Annotated in this window: 15 protein-coding genes and 1 other annotated feature; of the genes, 3 read left to right on the forward strand and 12 right to left on the reverse strand. The window is 41.4% G+C overall.

Annotation, left to right across the window (positions count from 1 at the left end):
* Positions 1-26: 26 nt before the first annotated feature.
* A complete protein-coding gene (gene hisS / locus ACXAD1_RS18710; RefSeq protein ID WP_474910745.1) occupies positions 27-1,301 on the reverse strand; it encodes a histidine--tRNA ligase in 1,275 nt (424 codons plus the stop codon).
* Positions 1,302-1,431: 130 nt separating this feature from the next.
* Positions 1,432-1,671 (reverse strand) — a binding site (T-box leader).
* 111 nt (positions 1,672-1,782) lie between these two features.
* On the reverse strand, positions 1,783-1,959 hold the full coding sequence (locus tag ACXAD1_RS18715; protein ID WP_026041802.1) for a hypothetical protein: 177 nt from the start codon (positions 1,957-1,959) through the stop codon (positions 1,783-1,785).
* 226 nt (positions 1,960-2,185) lie between these two features.
* Here ACXAD1_RS18715 and ACXAD1_RS18720 point away from each other — a divergent pair, with 226 nt between their 5' ends.
* Positions 2,186-3,931: an SH3 domain-containing protein gene (locus ACXAD1_RS18720; RefSeq protein WP_474910746.1), complete on the forward strand. Its 1,746-nt coding sequence runs from the start codon at positions 2,186-2,188 to the stop codon at positions 3,929-3,931.
* A 54-nt stretch (positions 3,932-3,985) separates the two neighbouring features.
* Here the strand turns inward: ACXAD1_RS18720 and dtd are convergent, their stop codons facing one another.
* From dtd to ACXAD1_RS18760, 8 genes are all read right to left on the reverse strand, one after another.
* Positions 3,986-4,426, reverse strand: a complete 441-nt coding sequence (gene dtd / locus ACXAD1_RS18725; RefSeq protein WP_206838895.1) for a D-aminoacyl-tRNA deacylase — start codon at positions 4,424-4,426, stop codon at positions 3,986-3,988.
* 14 nt (positions 4,427-4,440) lie between these two features.
* A complete protein-coding gene (locus tag ACXAD1_RS18730) occupies positions 4,441-6,636 on the reverse strand; it encodes a RelA/SpoT family protein (RefSeq protein WP_206838897.1) in 2,196 nt (731 codons plus the stop codon).
* Between the two features lie 293 nt (positions 6,637-6,929).
* Positions 6,930-7,442: an adenine phosphoribosyltransferase gene (locus ACXAD1_RS18735; RefSeq protein ID WP_174749983.1), complete on the reverse strand. Its 513-nt coding sequence runs from the start codon at positions 7,440-7,442 to the stop codon at positions 6,930-6,932.
* Positions 7,433-9,802: a single-stranded-DNA-specific exonuclease RecJ gene (gene recJ, locus ACXAD1_RS18740; protein ID WP_474910747.1), complete on the reverse strand. Its 2,370-nt coding sequence runs from the start codon at positions 9,800-9,802 to the stop codon at positions 7,433-7,435. Before recJ ends, ACXAD1_RS18735 begins: the two co-directional genes overlap by 10 nt.
* 161 nt (positions 9,803-9,963) lie before the next feature.
* Positions 9,964-10,281, reverse strand: a complete 318-nt coding sequence (locus ACXAD1_RS18745) for a LapA family protein (RefSeq protein WP_206838901.1) — start codon at positions 10,279-10,281, stop codon at positions 9,964-9,966.
* 24 nt (positions 10,282-10,305) lie between these two features.
* Positions 10,306-11,208 (reverse strand): cation diffusion facilitator family transporter, encoded by a 903-nt coding sequence (locus ACXAD1_RS18750; RefSeq protein WP_206838902.1) that lies wholly within the window; start codon positions 11,206-11,208, stop codon positions 10,306-10,308.
* Between the two features lie 140 nt (positions 11,209-11,348).
* Entirely contained in the window at positions 11,349-13,613 is a 2,265-nt protein-coding gene (gene secDF / locus ACXAD1_RS18755; RefSeq protein WP_206838903.1) for a protein translocase subunit SecDF, read from the reverse strand.
* Between the two features lie 298 nt (positions 13,614-13,911).
* Positions 13,912-14,208 carry a post-transcriptional regulator gene (locus ACXAD1_RS18760; RefSeq protein WP_474910748.1) on the reverse strand — a complete coding sequence of 99 codons (297 nt, stop codon included), beginning with the start codon at positions 14,206-14,208 and terminating at the stop codon, positions 13,912-13,914.
* A gap of 122 nt (positions 14,209-14,330) precedes the next feature.
* Here ACXAD1_RS18760 and spoVB point away from each other — a divergent pair, with 122 nt between their 5' ends.
* Positions 14,331-15,896: a stage V sporulation protein B gene (gene spoVB / locus ACXAD1_RS18765; protein ID WP_370223422.1), complete on the forward strand. Its 1,566-nt coding sequence runs from the start codon at positions 14,331-14,333 to the stop codon at positions 15,894-15,896.
* Between the two features lie 57 nt (positions 15,897-15,953).
* Here spoVB and ACXAD1_RS18770 read toward each other — a convergent pair whose 3' ends face one another.
* Positions 15,954-16,604 carry a DUF421 domain-containing protein gene (locus ACXAD1_RS18770; protein ID WP_206838906.1) on the reverse strand — a complete coding sequence of 217 codons (651 nt, stop codon included), beginning with the start codon at positions 16,602-16,604 and terminating at the stop codon, positions 15,954-15,956.
* Between the two features lie 197 nt (positions 16,605-16,801).
* On the opposite strand from ACXAD1_RS18770, the gene ACXAD1_RS18775 reads away from it, so the two are divergent.
* Positions 16,802-17,188, forward strand: a complete 387-nt coding sequence (locus tag ACXAD1_RS18775; protein ID WP_206839308.1) for a TIGR04086 family membrane protein — start codon at positions 16,802-16,804, stop codon at positions 17,186-17,188.
* Positions 17,189-17,228: 40 nt separating this feature from the next.
* Here the strand turns inward: ACXAD1_RS18775 and yajC are convergent, their stop codons facing one another.
* On the reverse strand, positions 17,229-17,513 hold the full coding sequence (gene yajC, locus ACXAD1_RS18780) for a preprotein translocase subunit YajC (RefSeq protein WP_009333093.1): 285 nt from the start codon (positions 17,511-17,513) through the stop codon (positions 17,229-17,231).
* Between the last annotated feature and the right edge of the window lie 34 nt (positions 17,514-17,547).

The raw sequence follows: 17,547 nt of genomic DNA on the forward strand, positions 1-17,547 counted from the left end.
TAATTCCTCCCAAATATAAAGCAGATTTATAATTGATAAAGCTCTGTAAATTTTCCAATAAAAGAATCAAGATCAAGCTCTGTTTGTTCTCCCGATTCCATTGATTTCACATTAATTTTGTTCGCTTTAAGTTCATCTTCACCCAAGACAGCAACGAATTTTGCATTCGACCGGTCTGCCGCCTTAAACTGAGCTTTAATTTTTCTGTCCAGATAATCTCTTTCAGCAGAATATCCTGCCATTCGAAGTTTTTGAAGAAGGCCGACTGTATAATCCTTTGCTTCCTCTCCAAGGGATACAAGGTAGCAATCAATGCCTTTATTAAGAGGCAGATCCACCTTCTCTGCCTCAAGAGCAGCGATGAATCGCTCGATACTTAAAGCAAAACCTATTCCCGGAGCTTCAGGACCGCCAATTTCCTCAGTAAGGCCATTGTATCGTCCGCCGCCGCAAAGAGTTGTTATAGCGCCAAATCCTTCAGAATCACTCATAATTTCAAAAGCAGTATGATTGTAATAATCCAGGCCTCGAACCAGATTTGGATCGACTGTAAATTCAATATCCAGGTTCTTTAAATACTTTTGAACCTTCTCAAAATAGGCTTTTGAATCATCATTTAAATAATCAATGATGGATGGGGCCGATTTCATAAGCTCATGTTCACGATCCTGCTTACAGTCCAGGATGCGCATTGGATTTTTCTCAAGGCGATTCTGGCAATCCTGGCAAAACTCCGCGATCCGCGGCTTGAAATGGTTGACCAGAGCCTCTCTGTGTGCCGAACGGCTTTCTTTATCTCCAAGGCTGTTCACAATCAATTTAAGCTTTTGCAGGCCCATGCTTCTATAAAGTGACATTGCCAGTGCGATAACTTCCGCATCAATTGCCGGATCCGCGCTGCCGATTGCTTCGACGCCAAATTGGACAAACTGGCGGAAACGTCCTGCCTGGGGGCGTTCATAACGGAACATAGGTCCCATATAATAAAGCTTTACAGGCTGGCTCGCATCACCGTACATCTTATGTTCAACGAATGATCTTACAGTCGAAGCTGTTCCTTCAGGGCGAAGCGTCAGGCTTCGTCCGCCGCGATCTTCAAACGTGTACATTTCTTTTTGAACAATATCCGTCGTGTCTCCAACACTGCGCAGAAATAATTCTGTATGTTCAAAAATAGGTGTTCTGATTTCACGATATTGAAACTTCTCACAAAGTTCCCTGGCCTTTTCTTCTATCAATTGCCATTTTTCAACTTCCCCCGGCAGAATGTCCTGCGTTCCCCTCGGTATTCGGATAGACATGAAAATTACCTCCTAATGCAAAATGATATCTATGTACAAATTATTGATCCTTTACGCTCTAGCCAATAAATCAGACATGATCGCAAGCATCGCCAAAATAAAAAAACTCCCGCCTCCTTGTATATTAAATACAAGGGACGAGAGTTTGTTTTTCCCGTGGTGCCACCCTAGTTGAAGCCAATAAATAAACTTCCTCTTTTACAGTTAACGCCTGTTAACGTTCAGCTCCTACTAAAGATCACGACTTTTTCAGAGAGAAACCTACGAAGTGTTCTTTCGTTAAATCATCATGTGAGAATGCTTTCAGCCGGGCGGCACTCTCTCTCTTTTCATGTGGGGTTTAACTACTCTTCTCCATCAATGGTTTATCGAAAAGCAGAAACGCCTTGGTCAGGCGCTGCAGCTAGACATTTAATTGTATTTGTCATTTTATTTATATTATAATACGGAGCATTTTCATCAATGTCAAGACTAAAACATGTTATGATCGTTCCAGCTTTTTTTTCAGTTTCCTGACATCCTTGAGAGATAGTCCAAACTCTGATGCGAGTTCAATCATGTTTGAGTTTTGTTCTCTTTGTATAAAGTCATGAAAATCTACCCCGAACAGCTGATTTTCACCGGATTGTGCAGACATCCCTTTTTCTCCAAATCTCATAGTGCTCACCCTTTATATTTAGTCTGTTCTATTATTTCCATTTTCAGATGAAATGTTTCATAACAGGACAAATTTTATTCCAGCTAAAAATGATTGCTGATTAACCGATATTAGAAGGGAAATTGCACAAGATGCAGAAGTATTCTAGGACCAAAGTTATCTTGACTGCCGGCACCTTGTTTGTTTTTCTTTTAATAAGGATTTAATTATGAAAGGAGGCGGCCTGTTGAAGAAAAGAAAATCACTTATTCTCGTAATATGTCTTATGCTTTTGGCTGGCATAACACAGGAGGAAACACAGGTTAAAGCTGAAAATAGTTCTGTAACAATCACTACAAATAATCTTAACGTACGTCAAGGCCCAGGCTTAAGCTACCCCATTCTGGGACAAGCCCAGAAAGGAGATCACTTTAACGTTCTTTCCAGTGAAGGAGATTGGATTAAAATTAATTTCCAGGGTGAAGACGGCTATGTGGCCAGCTGGCTTGTTTCCGATATGACCACCAATCAGACAGGAGAAAAAGCAGTTAGTACAAATTCCCAGGCAATCATCACAACAGATGGCCTGAGGGTGAGAAAGGGACCTGGTACAAGTTACGGTGTTCTGGGGACAATACAGAAAGGAACAGCCTATAAGGTCAAGAGTACAGAAGGAAGCTGGGTTAAGATCCAAACACCTTATGGAGACGGGTGGGTCGCAAATGAATTCGTCCAATACAGCGGCAGCAAAAAGAAAAATTCACTAAGCAGCAGCAAAACCGGGAAAATCACAGCAAACTCCCTAAATGTGAGAAACAAGCCATCGCTTCAAAGTGACATCATCGGCAAACTAAATTCGGGGGAGACAGTAGCTGTTCTTTCTCAAAATGACAGCTGGACAGAGATCTCTTTCTCGGGCAATACCGGGTGGATCAGCAGCCAATATATTGCTGTTCAATCCTCACCATCAGAAAGCAAACCAAAGCAGTCAGCATCCGGGAAATCCGGCACTGTTACAGCAACCTCTTTAACCGTTAGAAATAAAGGATCGTTAAAGGGGAAAGCAATTGGTTCTGTTACAAAAGGCCAGACTTTTCCTATTCTTGAACAAGCTGATAATTGGGCAAGGATAGAGTATCAGCCTGGTTCTTATGGATGGGTGGCAAGCTGGTTCATAGACATAGCAGCCGAGAAGCATTCCGGATCTTCCCAGCAAAGTGTAAACGGCAGTTCAGCAATTATATTACATAACGGATCAAATATTAGAAAAAAAGCGGGCACCCAGTCATCTGTCATTCACAGGGCAAATAAAGGGGATAGCTTTGAAATTATCAGTCTGAATAACGATTGGTACGAAATTCGCCTGCCAAACGGCGGCCACGGTTTTGTTGCCGGATGGATCGTCACCGTTGAGGGATCTGCACCTGCTATAACTAAGCCTGGGGCTGAAAAACATCTGAAAAATAAAACAGTTGTCCTTGATCCGGGTCACGGAGGCCGGGATAACGGGACCACAGGAGCCAGAGGGACCCGTGAGAAGGATATTACGATCAGAACCGCTCAATTGCTTGCCGAAAAACTAAGGACTGCAGGAGCCAATGTCATTCTGACCAGGAACGGAGATACCTATTTGCCGCTTCCTTCCAGAGTAGGCATTTCACATTATCATAATGCAGATGCTTTTATCAGCATTCATTATGACAGCACGCCAGATCGGACTGCAAGAGGAGTGACTACCTATTACTATCATTCTTTTCAAAAGGAACTTGCAGCCAATATTCACTCCAATGTAACAGCAATGACCAACCTGAGAGATCGGGGCTATAGAGTCGGAGATTACCATGTAGTAAGAGAAAATAAACGCAATGCTGTACTGATTGAACTTGGATATCTGAGCAATCCGGCTGAAGAAACCCTAATTGCTTCTGCACAGTATCAGCAATCAGCCGCTGCAGGAATTTATCAGGGACTTGCCCGCTATTTTAAAAATTAGCAAAAGCCCCGGCACCCAAATGGGATGCCAGGGCTTTTTGCATTATTAAAAACCTTACTTGCTTTCTAAAATTAACGTTACGGGTCCATCGTTGATTAATTGAACATCCATCATGGCTCCGAATTCACCTGTTTCTACTTTCAGACCTTTAGCTTCTAAAAACCGGTTAAAAGCATCGTAGATTTTTACAGCATGCGCAGGGCTGGCCGCTTCCATGAAATTGGGCCGTCTGCCCTTTCGGCAATCTCCATATAAAGTAAATTGGGAAACCGAAAGAATTTCACCTTCCTGATCGAGCAGTGATAAATTCATTTTGCCATTTTCATCTTCAAAGACGCGAAGATTGGCAATCTTATCAGCCAGAAAAGCCGCGTCCTCTTCCTTATCTTCATGGGTGACTCCAACGAGCAAAACAAACCCCTTTTTGATGCTTCCGACGGTTTTTCCGTCCACCGTTACACTGGCTTCTTTGCTTCGCTGCACTACAACACGCATTCTATCTGCTCCCTTTAGTTCATAATCCTTCTTACTGCATAAATATCAGGAATTTGTTTGATTCGTTCCACAACCTTTTGCAGGTGGCTGACATTGTGTATGGCAATGGACATATTAATTGTTGCTGATTTATTGCGGTCCGAACGTCCTGATACGGCTGAGATGTTGGTTTTCGTTTCATTAACAGCCTGAAGGACCTCGTTCAATAATCCCCTGCGGTCATAACCGGTAATTTCAATTTCAACATTATATTCTTTCCGATCATTTAGGGCTGTTTCCCACTCAACCGGGATGAGCCTTTGTTTTGCATCATCCGTTTCTATATTAGGACAATCATCACGGTGTACAGAGACTCCTCTGCCCTTTGTAATAAAACCGACGATCTCATCACCCGGGACAGGATTACAGCAGCGGGAAAGGCGAATCAGCAGGTTATCAATACCTGAAACCCGGACACCGGATTCACGTTTTTTTGCAGATGGAAAAGTCTTCAGTTCCGAAACAGCATTTGTAATATCTGAGGTTTGTTCGAGATCGCGTTTCTTGCGCCATTTTTCTGTCAGTCTGTTGGCTACCTGAAGTGCCGTTACCCCGTTATAGCCAACGGCGGCATACATATCTTCCTCTGTGGCAAAATTGAATTTCTCTGCGACCCTTTTAACATTATCAGATGTCAAAATTTCCTTCAGGTCAAAATCCATATTACGAATCTCCCGCTCAACAAGCTCTTTCCCTTTTTCCACATTCTCTTCTTTTCGTTGCTTTTTGAAGAAAGTCCGGATCCTATTTTTTGCCTGTGAAGTCTGAGCAAGCTTCAGCCAATCTTTGCTTGGTCCATAGGAATGCTTGGATGTCAGAATTTCGATGATATCGCCGGTCTTCAATTTGTAATCAAGCGTGACCATTTTCCCGTTGACTTTGGCACCGATTGTCTTATTTCCAATTTCCGAGTGAATACGGTAAGCAAAGTCAATTGGAACGGAGCCGGAAGGAAGTTCGATGACATCCCCTTTAGGAGTAAATACAAACACCATATCGGAAAACAAATCGATCTTCAGTGATTCCATGAACTCTTCAGCATTTGCAGCATCATCCTGAAACTCCAGAATTTCACGAAACCAGGTCAGCTTCTCCTCAAAAGAAGAGCCCTCATTCACTCTTTTTCCTTCTTTATAAGCCCAATGGGCAGCAATACCAAACTCTGCAATTCTGTGCATATCCATGGTACGGATCTGGACTTCCAGCGGGTCACCTTTTGGCCCGATAACCGTAGTATGGAGAGATTGATACATATTCTGTTTAGGCATGGCAATATAATCTTTAAAACGGCCGGGCATCGGTTTCCAGCATGTATGAATAATCCCGAGAACCGCATAGCAATCTTTAATGCTGCTTACAACAATGCGTACAGCAAGCAGATCATATATCTCATTGAATTGCTTATTTTGAAGCGCCATTTTTCGATAGATACTGTATATATGCTTAGGGCGGCCGGATATCTCTGCTTTAATTGAAACCTCTGACAGTCTGCCCCGCATGACATTGATAACATCATCTAAATACTCTTCCCGTTCCGCTCTTTTTTTCTTCATCAGGTTCACAATCCGATAATATTGCTGCGGATTCAGATACCTTAGAGCCGTATCTTCAAGCTCCCACTTAATCTTTGAAATTCCAAGCCTATGGGCAAGAGGCGCAAAAATTTCCAGCGTTTCGTTTGATATGCGGCGCTGCTTTTCAGCTGGCAGATGCTTAAGTGTCCGCATATTATGAAGACGGTCAGCAAGCTTAATTAAGATTACACGGATGTCCTGAGCCATCGCCACAAACATTTTCCGATGATTTTCAGCCTGCTGCTCTTCCTGTGATTTATATTTAATTTTCCCCAGTTTTGTTACACCATCGACAAGCATTGCCACTTCTGAATTGAAGGCTTCCTCGATATTCTCTAATGAGACTTCGGTGTCTTCAACCACATCGTGAAGAAAGCCGGCAGCAACCGTTGATGGATCCATCTCCAGATCAGCAAGGATGCCTGCCACTTGAATTGGATGGATAATGTATGGTTCACCGGACTTTCTATATTGTTCACGGTGGGCATGCTTGGCAAACTCATACGCTTTCTTTACAAGCTCTGCATGCTCATCGTTTAAATATTCTTTTGCTCTGTTGATGACTTGCTCGGCGGTCAGAACTTGATCGTTCGCCATGGAATCACCTTTATCTCCCTAAATTTTATGCATTTGCATAATATAATAATTTTGAAATTGGATTTACAACAAGTTATAAAAAAAATTAATATTGCTACTATTATCGAAAAAAAAAGGGAAGATGTAAAGGGATAGACTGTTATTTTTATGGGAATAACAAAAATTTTGTCGTTTTTTGTCCGAATTTCGTTATTGTTTTTCCATAAATGGTTTTGGAAGCACTTTATAGTCTATTTTCACAAATAAATTAAAAAGAGCGCCATTTCATCTGGCGCTCTCCTGGTATGAAAAAATTAATACTGCATCAATGTCAAAATATCGTAATCGTCAAGCTTTTTGCGGCCGTCAAGGTATGTTAATTCGATAAGGAATGCAATGCCTGCCACTACTCCGCCAAGTTCTTCAACCAGCTGGATAGTTGCATCAATTGTTCCGCCTGTCGCAAGGAGGTCGTCAGTGATCAGAACTCTTTGTCCAGGTTTGATGGCATCTTTATGAATGGTTAAAACATCTTTTCCATATTCCAGTCCATAATTAACCTTGACTGTTTCACGGGGAAGTTTTCCTTCTTTGCGGACAGGGGCAAAACCTACACCTAATGAATAAGCAACAGGGCAGCCGATGATGAATCCACGCGCTTCCGGGCCAACAACCAGGTCAATTTTCTTTTCACGGGCATATTCAACAATTTGGTCAGTCGCATATTTATACGCTTCACCGTTGTCCATAAGTGTTGTAATATCTTTAAATTTTATGCCTGGCTTCGGCCAATCTTCCACAATTGTTATATACTGTTTTAAGTCCATTTTTCTTCCTTTGCCTCCTCAAGTTTTACAGCCCCTTGCATAGCTTCATCAAACCAGTCTTTGAGCTGCTGAAAGGATGAATAGAGCAAATCGCTCTCAAGAGTGTATTGTGCCTGTTTAAGCTGATAAGTTCGCGAATCAGCTAAATCACGTTTAACAGATGTATTATTTAACGAAATGACACCATTATTTATTTTAACAAAATCCAATTCAAAAAACACTTGAGACATAAAATCTACCGTTTCCCTGCTCCAGCCCTTATGCTTGGCTATGTCATTTCCATGACGCCTGATATCGATCGAGCCTTTCTTAGCAATCAGGGCAAAATACCACTTAAAATGATCTCTTGTTGGAATAGTGCTGAAATAATCACTGTCCTCTTTATAAAAATGAGCATAAATTCTGGCAGGTTTTTTTCCAGAGAATACATGAGCAAGCATTTCCTTTGAAGGCGGCAAATCAGCAAGCACAATGTTTGAGCCTTCTAGTTTTATAGCTTCAGCATCCTCTTCAGATGTTATTTTCACCATGTTTTCCCCTGCATATGTCCTGAACTTGGATATATGTTCCTCATTAAAAAATATCCATGTTGTGTTTTCCAAAGGAATGACGCTTTGAAGCCTTTCGAGCCGCTTTAAACTCCGGATATCGAATAGCTGCCAGGAGTTCACTGCCATATCCTGCAGGAAGATTTGCGGTTTTTTATTATTATTCCATTCATTAATGGATAATTCGCCAATAACCGATAGCTTGGAATATGGTGAAATATGCTCATGCAAATGTCCGAGGCCAAAGCCTATCCCATCAAGGGAAGATCCATCATTCTCGATGGTGATCTTTATATGAGTTTGATCAGATCCGATTTTTCTCATAGCGGCAATATTGGCATCTTTTATCATGACTTTCGGTTTTGGATTTCCCATTCCAAATGGAGCGAGCAGATGCATTTCTTCAATAGAAGAGAGGCTGATATCTTTTAGATGGAAGACACCATCAATGCTGGTTACGGGAATAAAATCTTCCTCGGTCAGCTGTTCATTTGCAAAAGTATTCAGTCTATCCCTGAGGTCATCGACCGATTCAATTGACAAGGTCATTCCTGCCGCCATTGGATGCCCTCCAAAGTGAGGAAGGATATCCCGGCATTCAGAAAGATTTTTGAACAGATCAAAACCTTCTATGCTTCTTGCTGATCCCTTTGCCAGCCTTTTTTCACTGTCATAACTGAGAACAATGGCCGGGCGGTAAAACTTTTCAACAAGCTTCGAAGCTACTATTCCGATTACACCGGCATTCCAGCCTTCTTTGCCTACAACAATTACTGAATTCTCACTGATTGGAAAATTTATTTCGACCTCTTTAACCGCTTGTGCTGCAATGTCATTGACAATAGCTTGCCTTTCCTTATTTAACATTTCAATTTCTTCGGCAATGGCTTGTGCTTCATATGGATCTTTTGTCAGGAGCAAATCCACTGCAGGATCCGCACTTTCAAGCCTGCCGGCCGCATTGAGTCGAGGCCCGATTGTAAAGCCGATTGTTTCTTCACTAATGGATGGAAGTTCGATTCCTGCCGCTTTAAACAAGGCATTCAAACCTGTATTCTTAGTTGATTTCAGCTTTTGAATCCCGCGCTTGGCAATAAGCCTGTTCTCTCCTGTTAAAGAAACAAGGTCGGCAATTGTGCCAATAGCAGCTATTTCCAAAAGGTGGTCTGGCATTTCACCATACAGCGCATGTGCAAGCTTAAAGGCTACTCCAACACCAGCCAGTTCCCGGAATGGGTAACTGCTGTCCGGATGCTTAGGATGCACAATTGCCCATGCCTCAGGAAGCTCCGGGCCAGGCTCATGATGATCTGTAATAATCAAATCCATTCCAAGCTCTTTTGCAGCCTTTGCTTCGTTTACGGCCGAGATCCCTGTATCTACAGTAATAATTAAACGGATGCCTGTATCAGCGGCATGTTCAAAAGCCGGGATATTTGGTCCATAGCCTTCAGTAAATCGATTCGGTATATAGAATTGGACGTCAGCACCGAGATCTCTAAGTGCCATCATCATGACAGAAGTGCTTGTCACTCCATCCGCATCATAATCACCAAAAATTAAGATAGGTTCCTGTTTTTCAATTGCTTCTTTTATTCTGGAAACAGCTTTTTCCATATCTGTCATTAAAAAAGGATCATGAAATTCGTGGTCTTTATCGAATAAAAAATACCGTGCTGAATCAACGGTATCCATTCCGCGATTCATTAACAGCGATGCTGCAAGAGGAGCAATGTTCAATTCCTTTGAAAGCTGCTGCACCTTATCCTCCTGTGTTTGCCGAACAATCCATCGCGTTCTTGAATGTAACATACGTTCACCCCTCAGCTTATTAATTATACAAGAGGGGGACATGTGTTTCAATAAGTTAAAACCGGGATATTCCATACAGATTTGGAAAGAAAGATATTAATTGCCGGTCACCTTTTGCGGGCAAAAGAAAAACTTGAGCAAAAGCCCAAGTCTGCTTTATTTTAATGTATATCCCTATCCAGCTCTTTTTCAACTTCTTCGTTATCGGCATTATCCTTTGCCGCATTTCCTGAATTCAGCTTTTCATTTTCCTTTTTTAGTATTTTCACTTTCCTTTGGAGTGAGTAGATTCGAACAAGGCCTACAGAACCGACAATCAGTCCTCCCATAAGAACTGATCCTAAAATTACAAGAATGAGCGGCCACTGGCTTTCCCCAAACAAGTAGTTTACCGTTACATTATCAACATTGATTACTGCAAAAATAGCAACTATTAGTGCAAATAAAAAACCAAATAATAAAGCCCATTGAAATTTCATACAATCCTCTCCCAAATAAATTCTCTAATTTATGCGCTCTTCCCTATAAGGATTAATGTGCACAAATACATTTTGCACATTTTCCAAACCAAGCAGTTTGCGTTTCACTTCTTTACCCACCCGATGGCCATCCTCAACAGTCATATTCGGATCCACCGAAACTTTAATATCTACAATTACATAATGTCCGTGTTCCCTGGCGTGCAATTCATCAATCCTCTTAACCTGTTCAACGGATTCAGCAGTTCTGCGCATCTCAAGTGTATCTTCTTCATGAAGAACATGATCAAGTGTGCTATGAATAGATTCTTTACCCAGCCGCCATGCCATCTGGAGAATCATAATGGAAACAATGAGGCCAGCAACAGGATCTGCATACTCAAGCCATTCGATCCCCATTCTTCCGCCAATAATCGCACATCCAATGCCTATTAAAGCTGCAATTGATGAATATACATCTGAACGGTGTTCATAGGCATTTACAATTAAAGCATCACTGTTAAGTTTCTTTCCCAAATTATACTTATAACGAAACATTGCTTCTTTCACAATGATAGAAACCAGCACTGCCGCAATCGCAATTGCTTTTGGAGGTTCAATTGGCGAAAAAAATGACTCAAATGATGATTTGCCGATTTCAATTCCCACTAGGAACAGCAAGACCGCAACAATTATGGCTGCAATCAATTCAGCCTTTCCATGACCATATGGGTGATCCTCATCCGGCGGCTGTTTTGCAGCTCTAAGCCCCAAATATACAGCAAAGGACCCGGCTACATCTGAAGCAGAATGGACCGCATCCGCCACGAGCGCTTTACTCCCTGAATATACGCCTATCGCCCATTTGATGGCAGCAAGAATAATATTGCCCACGATGCCAATTATAGCTGCAAATTCAGCTTTCTTAAAACGATCGTTATTTTCCAAAGCGATACTTCCTTCCTCCCTGAACTTGTTTTTAGTTTATCCTATTTCCAGGAATCATTAACCTTATTTGTAAAATAGACGGCATTAAGTTTTTCAGTTTAATAAAAAAACTCAGGCATTCGCCTGAGTTTTTAAAAGTATTATACTTGAGGTTCGTCACTGACTTTGCGTTTTTCTTTAACGGTATTAATAACGCCTTTTTCTTTCAGTTCTTTGCCTTTCCATACTGCCCACAACTGCGCAGCAAGGAATATAGAAGAATAAGTACCTGCAATTAAACCGATCAGAAGTGCAAAGGAGAAATTTCTGATTGACTCACTTCCAAACACCAATAGCGCAACGACAGTAAATACAACAGTTAAAACAGTATTCACAGAGCGGCCAAGCGTTTGGCGAAGACTTTTGTTTACAACATCAGCAATATCTTCGAATGATTTGAGCTTTTTCTTTTTCTGCATATTTTCACGCATCCGGTCGAACGTAACAATGGTATCGTTGATCGAATAACCGACTACTGTCAGCACTGCCGCAATGAAGGTAATGTCCACTTCAAGACGCGTGAAGCTAAATACAGCAATGATAAAGAAAGCATCATGAAGCAGCGCGAGAACTGCCGGTATGGCCATCTTGATCTCAAAGCGAATGGTTACATAGATGATAATGCCTACCGAGGCTATGGCAAGAGCTTTCAGTGCATTTTTAGCGAGCTCTTTTCCTACAGTCGGTGAAACAGTGCTGACATTCGGATCTTGGCCGAAGTTTTCATGAAAATGAGTTTTAACTTCTGCTATTTCATCTTTAGTTAAAACATCTTTAAATCTAGCAACACCGATATCTTTATTATCACCAGAGATGACAATATCATCCGTCTCAATTCCAAGCGCTGATAATTCAGCTTGAAATTTTTCTTTTGTTAAAGGTTCACTTGCCTGCTGCTCAATGCGGGTACCGCTGACAAAATCGATTCCTAGATTTAAGCGGAAAATAGAAACAACAATGATTCCTACTGCAATTAATACAGCAGATAGAATAAAAAACTTCTTGCGGTTCCCTACAAAGTCAAATTTATCGAACCTGGTCGGCAAATCAAGTGTATCGTAGTTTTCAGCAATATTTTTGATCTCACTTTTCTTAACGCCAAACCAGCCTGGCTTTTTATTCAGAGCTTTACTATGGACCCAAAGACCCATAAGAAGCCTTGTACCGTAAACAGCAGTAATAAAGCTTGCCAGGATGCTTATAATAAGCATGGTAGCAAATCCTTTTACAGAGCTTGTCCCATACAGGAATAAAACGGCTGCTGCTAAAATGGTTGTGATATTTGCATCAAATATGGTCGAAAGTGAGTTTTTCTCACCGGCCTGGAAAGCTGATTTGATTGTCCTGCCCACTTTTATTTCTTCGCGGATTCTCTCATAGGTTATGATATTTGCATCAACAGCCATACCAACACCCAGAATGAGCGCAGCAATACCAGGAAGCGTCAATACGCCATTCATCCAGTCAAATACGAGTAAAATCAGATAAATATAGAAAGATAAAGTAACTGTCGCTATAATACCAGGGAAACGGTATACCGCAATCATGTAGATAAATATAATGGCAATTCCAATGATACCGGCAAGAATAGTCGTTTCCATTGCCTGCTCACCGAATTTCGCACCTACAGATGTCGAATAAACTTCATCGAGCTGTACAGGCAGGGAACCGGCATTCAATAAATCCGACAGTGTCTGTGCTTCTTCTATCGTAAAGTTCCCAACAATGGACACGGTATCCTGATTAAAAATCTGGCTTACCTGTGGAGCAGATAAGTATTTTGGATCTTCTTTTGCTGATTCTGCCTGGAATGAATCCTGGCCATCTTCAAAATCAAGCCAAATGACAAGCAGGTTATTTGGCGCTCCCATATTGACAATTTTTTGAGTTACATCTTTAAATTTGCTGGCACTCTTCAGCTTTAATGAAACACTTGGCTTTCCGTTTTCATCGAAGGTCTGCTTTGCTCCATTTTCAGCAAGGTCTGAACCATCCATCATCAATTGATCATTTACATCCCTAAATGATAAATTAGCTTCTGTGGACAGAATTTCCCTTGCCTTATTCTGATCTGTTACACCAGCAAGCTGAACACGGATCCTCTTATCTCCCTCAATCTGGATATTCGGCTCACTGACTCCAAGTACATTGATCCGCCTATCCAGTGCTTCGGCAGTACTGGCAAGGACTGCTTTATCAACCTTCTGGCCATCTTTTGGCGTTACCTGATAGAGGACCTCAAACCCGCCCTGCAAATCAAGTCCAAGCTTAATATTTTTTAAGATGTTATTTGTCGTTGCACCTGCTAAGCTTCCCAATAATACAACAATCAGGAAAAAGGCAACGATACGGCTGCGCTTTACCATTATGAATAAATCCTCCTTAGCTATCGCCCGGTATTTGAAATAACCACATCAGCATCTGATGCATTATTTGCCATACAGGCATGCGTCGGAAAGCTGCATAGCTGTTAAGCAGCCTCCCGTTATAAGACTTTCGTTTGAACCCTAGCCGGCTTTTACCATTCGTTCTTAAATTTCAATCTATGTATGAACAATGACATGAAAAAGACCGTTTACTCCGCTTTTCATTATGAAACAGATTGTAAAACCTGTCAATTTGTCTTATATCATGTTATTTTTCGCAAAAAAAATGGAAATATAATTACTTTAATAGTTCCCTTCTTTCTTTTTCATTATCGAAAGCAAAGTCTGCCTCTATAAAAGCCTCGATGGTAGCATAGTGAATGTATTCACTCACTTTTACCTCCATTATTTCTTCCACAATTTCAAATAGCCTGACATTTTCTTTTGGCTTTTTCCACTTTTTCTTTGTCAGGAATCCCCAGAGCTCCTGCTCAGTCACTCTTTTATATCCCAGCAGCCGAAATTCATCCAGTTTGCTTTCCAATGCAGGTTTTACCGTAGTGCGAAAATAATCATATTCATGGCCGATTTTCACTTTCAGCCGCCTCCCCGCCATTATTCACATGGAAATTATGATAGCTTGTCATGCTTTGTCCTCTATCTTGCATATAGATAATTGTATATGATAATACCCATTTTGAGAAGGCAGGGAGTTGAATGTCCAAATTTCTGAAAGGTACCATGATCCTGCTTGCTGCAGGCCTGGTGACCAGGGTCCTGGGCTTTATAAACAGAATTGTCATTGCCCGATTTATTGGCGAAGAAGGCGTTGGCCTTTATATGATGGCTTTTCCCACCATGATTCTTGTCGTCACCATCACACAGCTTGGGCTGCCGGTTGCAATTTCTAAGAATGTGGCAGAGGCGGAGGCAAGGGGAGATACAGCAAAAATCAAGAAAATATTAGTTGTTTCCTTAGCGACGACTATCTCACTTTCAATTGTTTTCACTCCTGCTTTAATTTTGCTTGCTCCATTATTATCAGATACACTCTTTACTGATGACCGCACACAGCTGCCATTGATGGCAATCGCTCCTATCGTGCCGATCATTGCAGTTTCTTCTGTCATCCGGGGTTATTTCCAGGGCAGACAGAATATGAAGCCTGCTGCCTATTCCCAGATGATTGAACAGATAGTCCGAATCAGCCTGATCGCTTTGATGACAAAATCATTTCTGCCATACGGAATTGAGTATGCGGCAGCAGGAGCCATGCTGGCAGCTGTCATTGGAGAGCTTGCATCATTGCTTTATTTAATGACCACATTTAAGCTTAAGAAGAAATTCAGAGTCAGGAAACAATTTTTTCAATTTGTTTCTTCCGGAAAAAGTACATTTAACGAATTGATGACCGTTGCCCTTCCAACGACAGGCAGCAGAATGATCGGTTCAGTCGCCTGGTTTTTTGAACCGATTGTGGTAGCGCAGAGTCTTGCACTTGCAGGGGTGGCGGCAGCGGCGGCTACAAAGCAATATGGTGCTCTTACCGGCTTTGCCATGCCTCTTCTAATGCTTCCATCGTTTATTACTTATTCTTTGTCAACATCTCTTGTTCCGGCTATCAGCGAAGCAAATTCCCAAAATAATATGCGCCTGATCGAATACCGGCTTCAGCAGGCACTCCGGTTTGCATTTATTACTGGCGGCCTGGCAGTGGTGGTTCTTTATGTCCTTTCCGATCAATTGATGGAAGTAATGTACGGCTCCTCAAGCGGTTCTCATTTTATTAAATTGATGGCCCCTTTTTTTCTGTTTTATTATTATCAAGGACCTCTTCAGGCAACTTTACAGGCATTAAATCTGGCCCGTGCCGCAATGATCAACAGCCTGATTGGCGCTGTCGTTAAAACGGCAGTCATCTTTCTTCTTGCCAGCCAGCCTGCATTTGGCATCAATGGTGTTGCGATGGGAATTCTCACCGGCACAGTCCTGGTGACAATGCTTCACTTTGCAACAGTACTGAAAGCTATTTCGTTTACTTTTTTCGTCAGGGACTATCTAAAGACGTTTATTGCCATGTTTTTGTCAGGAGGCATTGGCTTCTGGATGCTCAGAGATTTACTTTCGCCTGACTTGAATACAGCAATAAGGGTTATTGTGATTTCTTCCGCCATCACTGCTGCATATATAATTTTCTTATTATTTTTTAAGCTCATTAAAAAGAATGATTTAATTCGGATTCCATGGATTGGCAGGCTGTTATCAAGGTTTGCATTTAGATAAATTGCCTTTATCAGCAGGGTCAGCTCAACAACTGGCATATCTTGAGCTGACCATTATTTATTTCCTTTCGTCAAGCAGATCTACATAAAATTGGCCATTTTCATAGCTGCAGAATGATATATTGGATAACTCTTTATACCCCTCTTTTCTAAGCTCCTGACGCAGCCAAAAGTCACTTTTATTTATCGTTTCCAAATTAGTTTTCTGAATTGTGCCATCTATAATTAGAGGGATCGTAATCCCCCCCTCTTTGCTGTCCTTTTTTTCAAACACTGATAAAGTACCGGAAGATTCAAGGATGGCAAATTCAACATCAGAGATTTTGGCAATATCTTTTTCTCTTAACTGCAGGAGCAGGTCATCAAAGTTATACCGCTGTTTCCGCATGGCATTTTCATCAATTTTTCCTTTATTAATAATAATGGTCGGTTTGCCATCAACGACATCCCTGAACGTTTTGCTCTTCAGGGAAAATAGGGCCAGCACAATCTGCACAACCATCAAAAGGAGCATCGGCAGCACATTCTTTAAGATTTCTGAATCCGGAGTTTCAATCGCCACTACTGCAAGTTCAGCAATCATGATATAGACGACTAAATCCAGGATGCTTAATTCACCAATTTCTCTTTTGCCCATTAGTCTAAAAATGAGAAGAATGACTGCATAGAGAAATAATGTTCTTCCTACAATGATTAGATATTCTTCCACTTTTACAGCACTCCTTTTGATGCAATCCTTTATATCCTGCCGCATATTGGAACTTTTATGATTTTATCAGATTTTTTCTTTGAACATTTTCGATTCTATTTTTTCATTGTGTGAATATGCTTGTACTAAGGATTAAGCTGAATAGCCTCTGGGTAAAAGCTGTTCCTATTTACTGATTCAGAAGGGAGAGGATCAATATAGAAGAGTCAAAGAACTTCGGGAGCGCCGTACTTTATGGAATTATCGCCATTTTTGCCATTGCTGTAGCGGGCAGTCTCGTTTTTTCACTGCTGCTGCGGTTTACCTCGCTGCAGGAGTCTTCCCTGCAGTATATTATTACTGCTGTTTCGTTTGTTTCTCTTTTTGCGGGCGGGTTCATATCCGGAGGTAAAGGGAAGCAAAAAGGCTGGCTGCTTGGAGGCTTGACCGGCCTAATTTACTCAATTGTTATTTTTCTATTTCAATATTTGGGACATGACAGTTTATTTGATATGGAGCAAATGATATACCACACCTGTTTCACGCTGACAGCGATGATGGGCGGTATATTGGGAGTAAATCTCAACAACAGAAGAACAGCTTAAAAAAGAAGGTCCTGAAATTCAGGACCTTCTTTTTTTGATATTAAGATTTTGCTAATGCATCGCCAGTTGCCTGCGTTACTTCGCGGATCGCTGCACGATCGTATGTAAGACGGCTTCCGTCACCACATTTAATAACCACTTTGTCTTCGTCGATGGCATCAACGAATCCATGAAGGCCGCCGATTGTAACAACCTTATCTCCCTTTTTCAAATCACTCTGCATTTGCTGAACCGCCTTTTGGCGTTTCTGCTGCGGACGAATTAACAGGAAATAGAATAAAACAAACATCAGCAATAATGGTCCTAATGTTCCTAAAAGCTCCATAGTTTTCCCCCCTTTCAAAGATTGTCTGACTTTA

This window comes from Cytobacillus sp. ABV4_503, assembly GCF_056158445.1.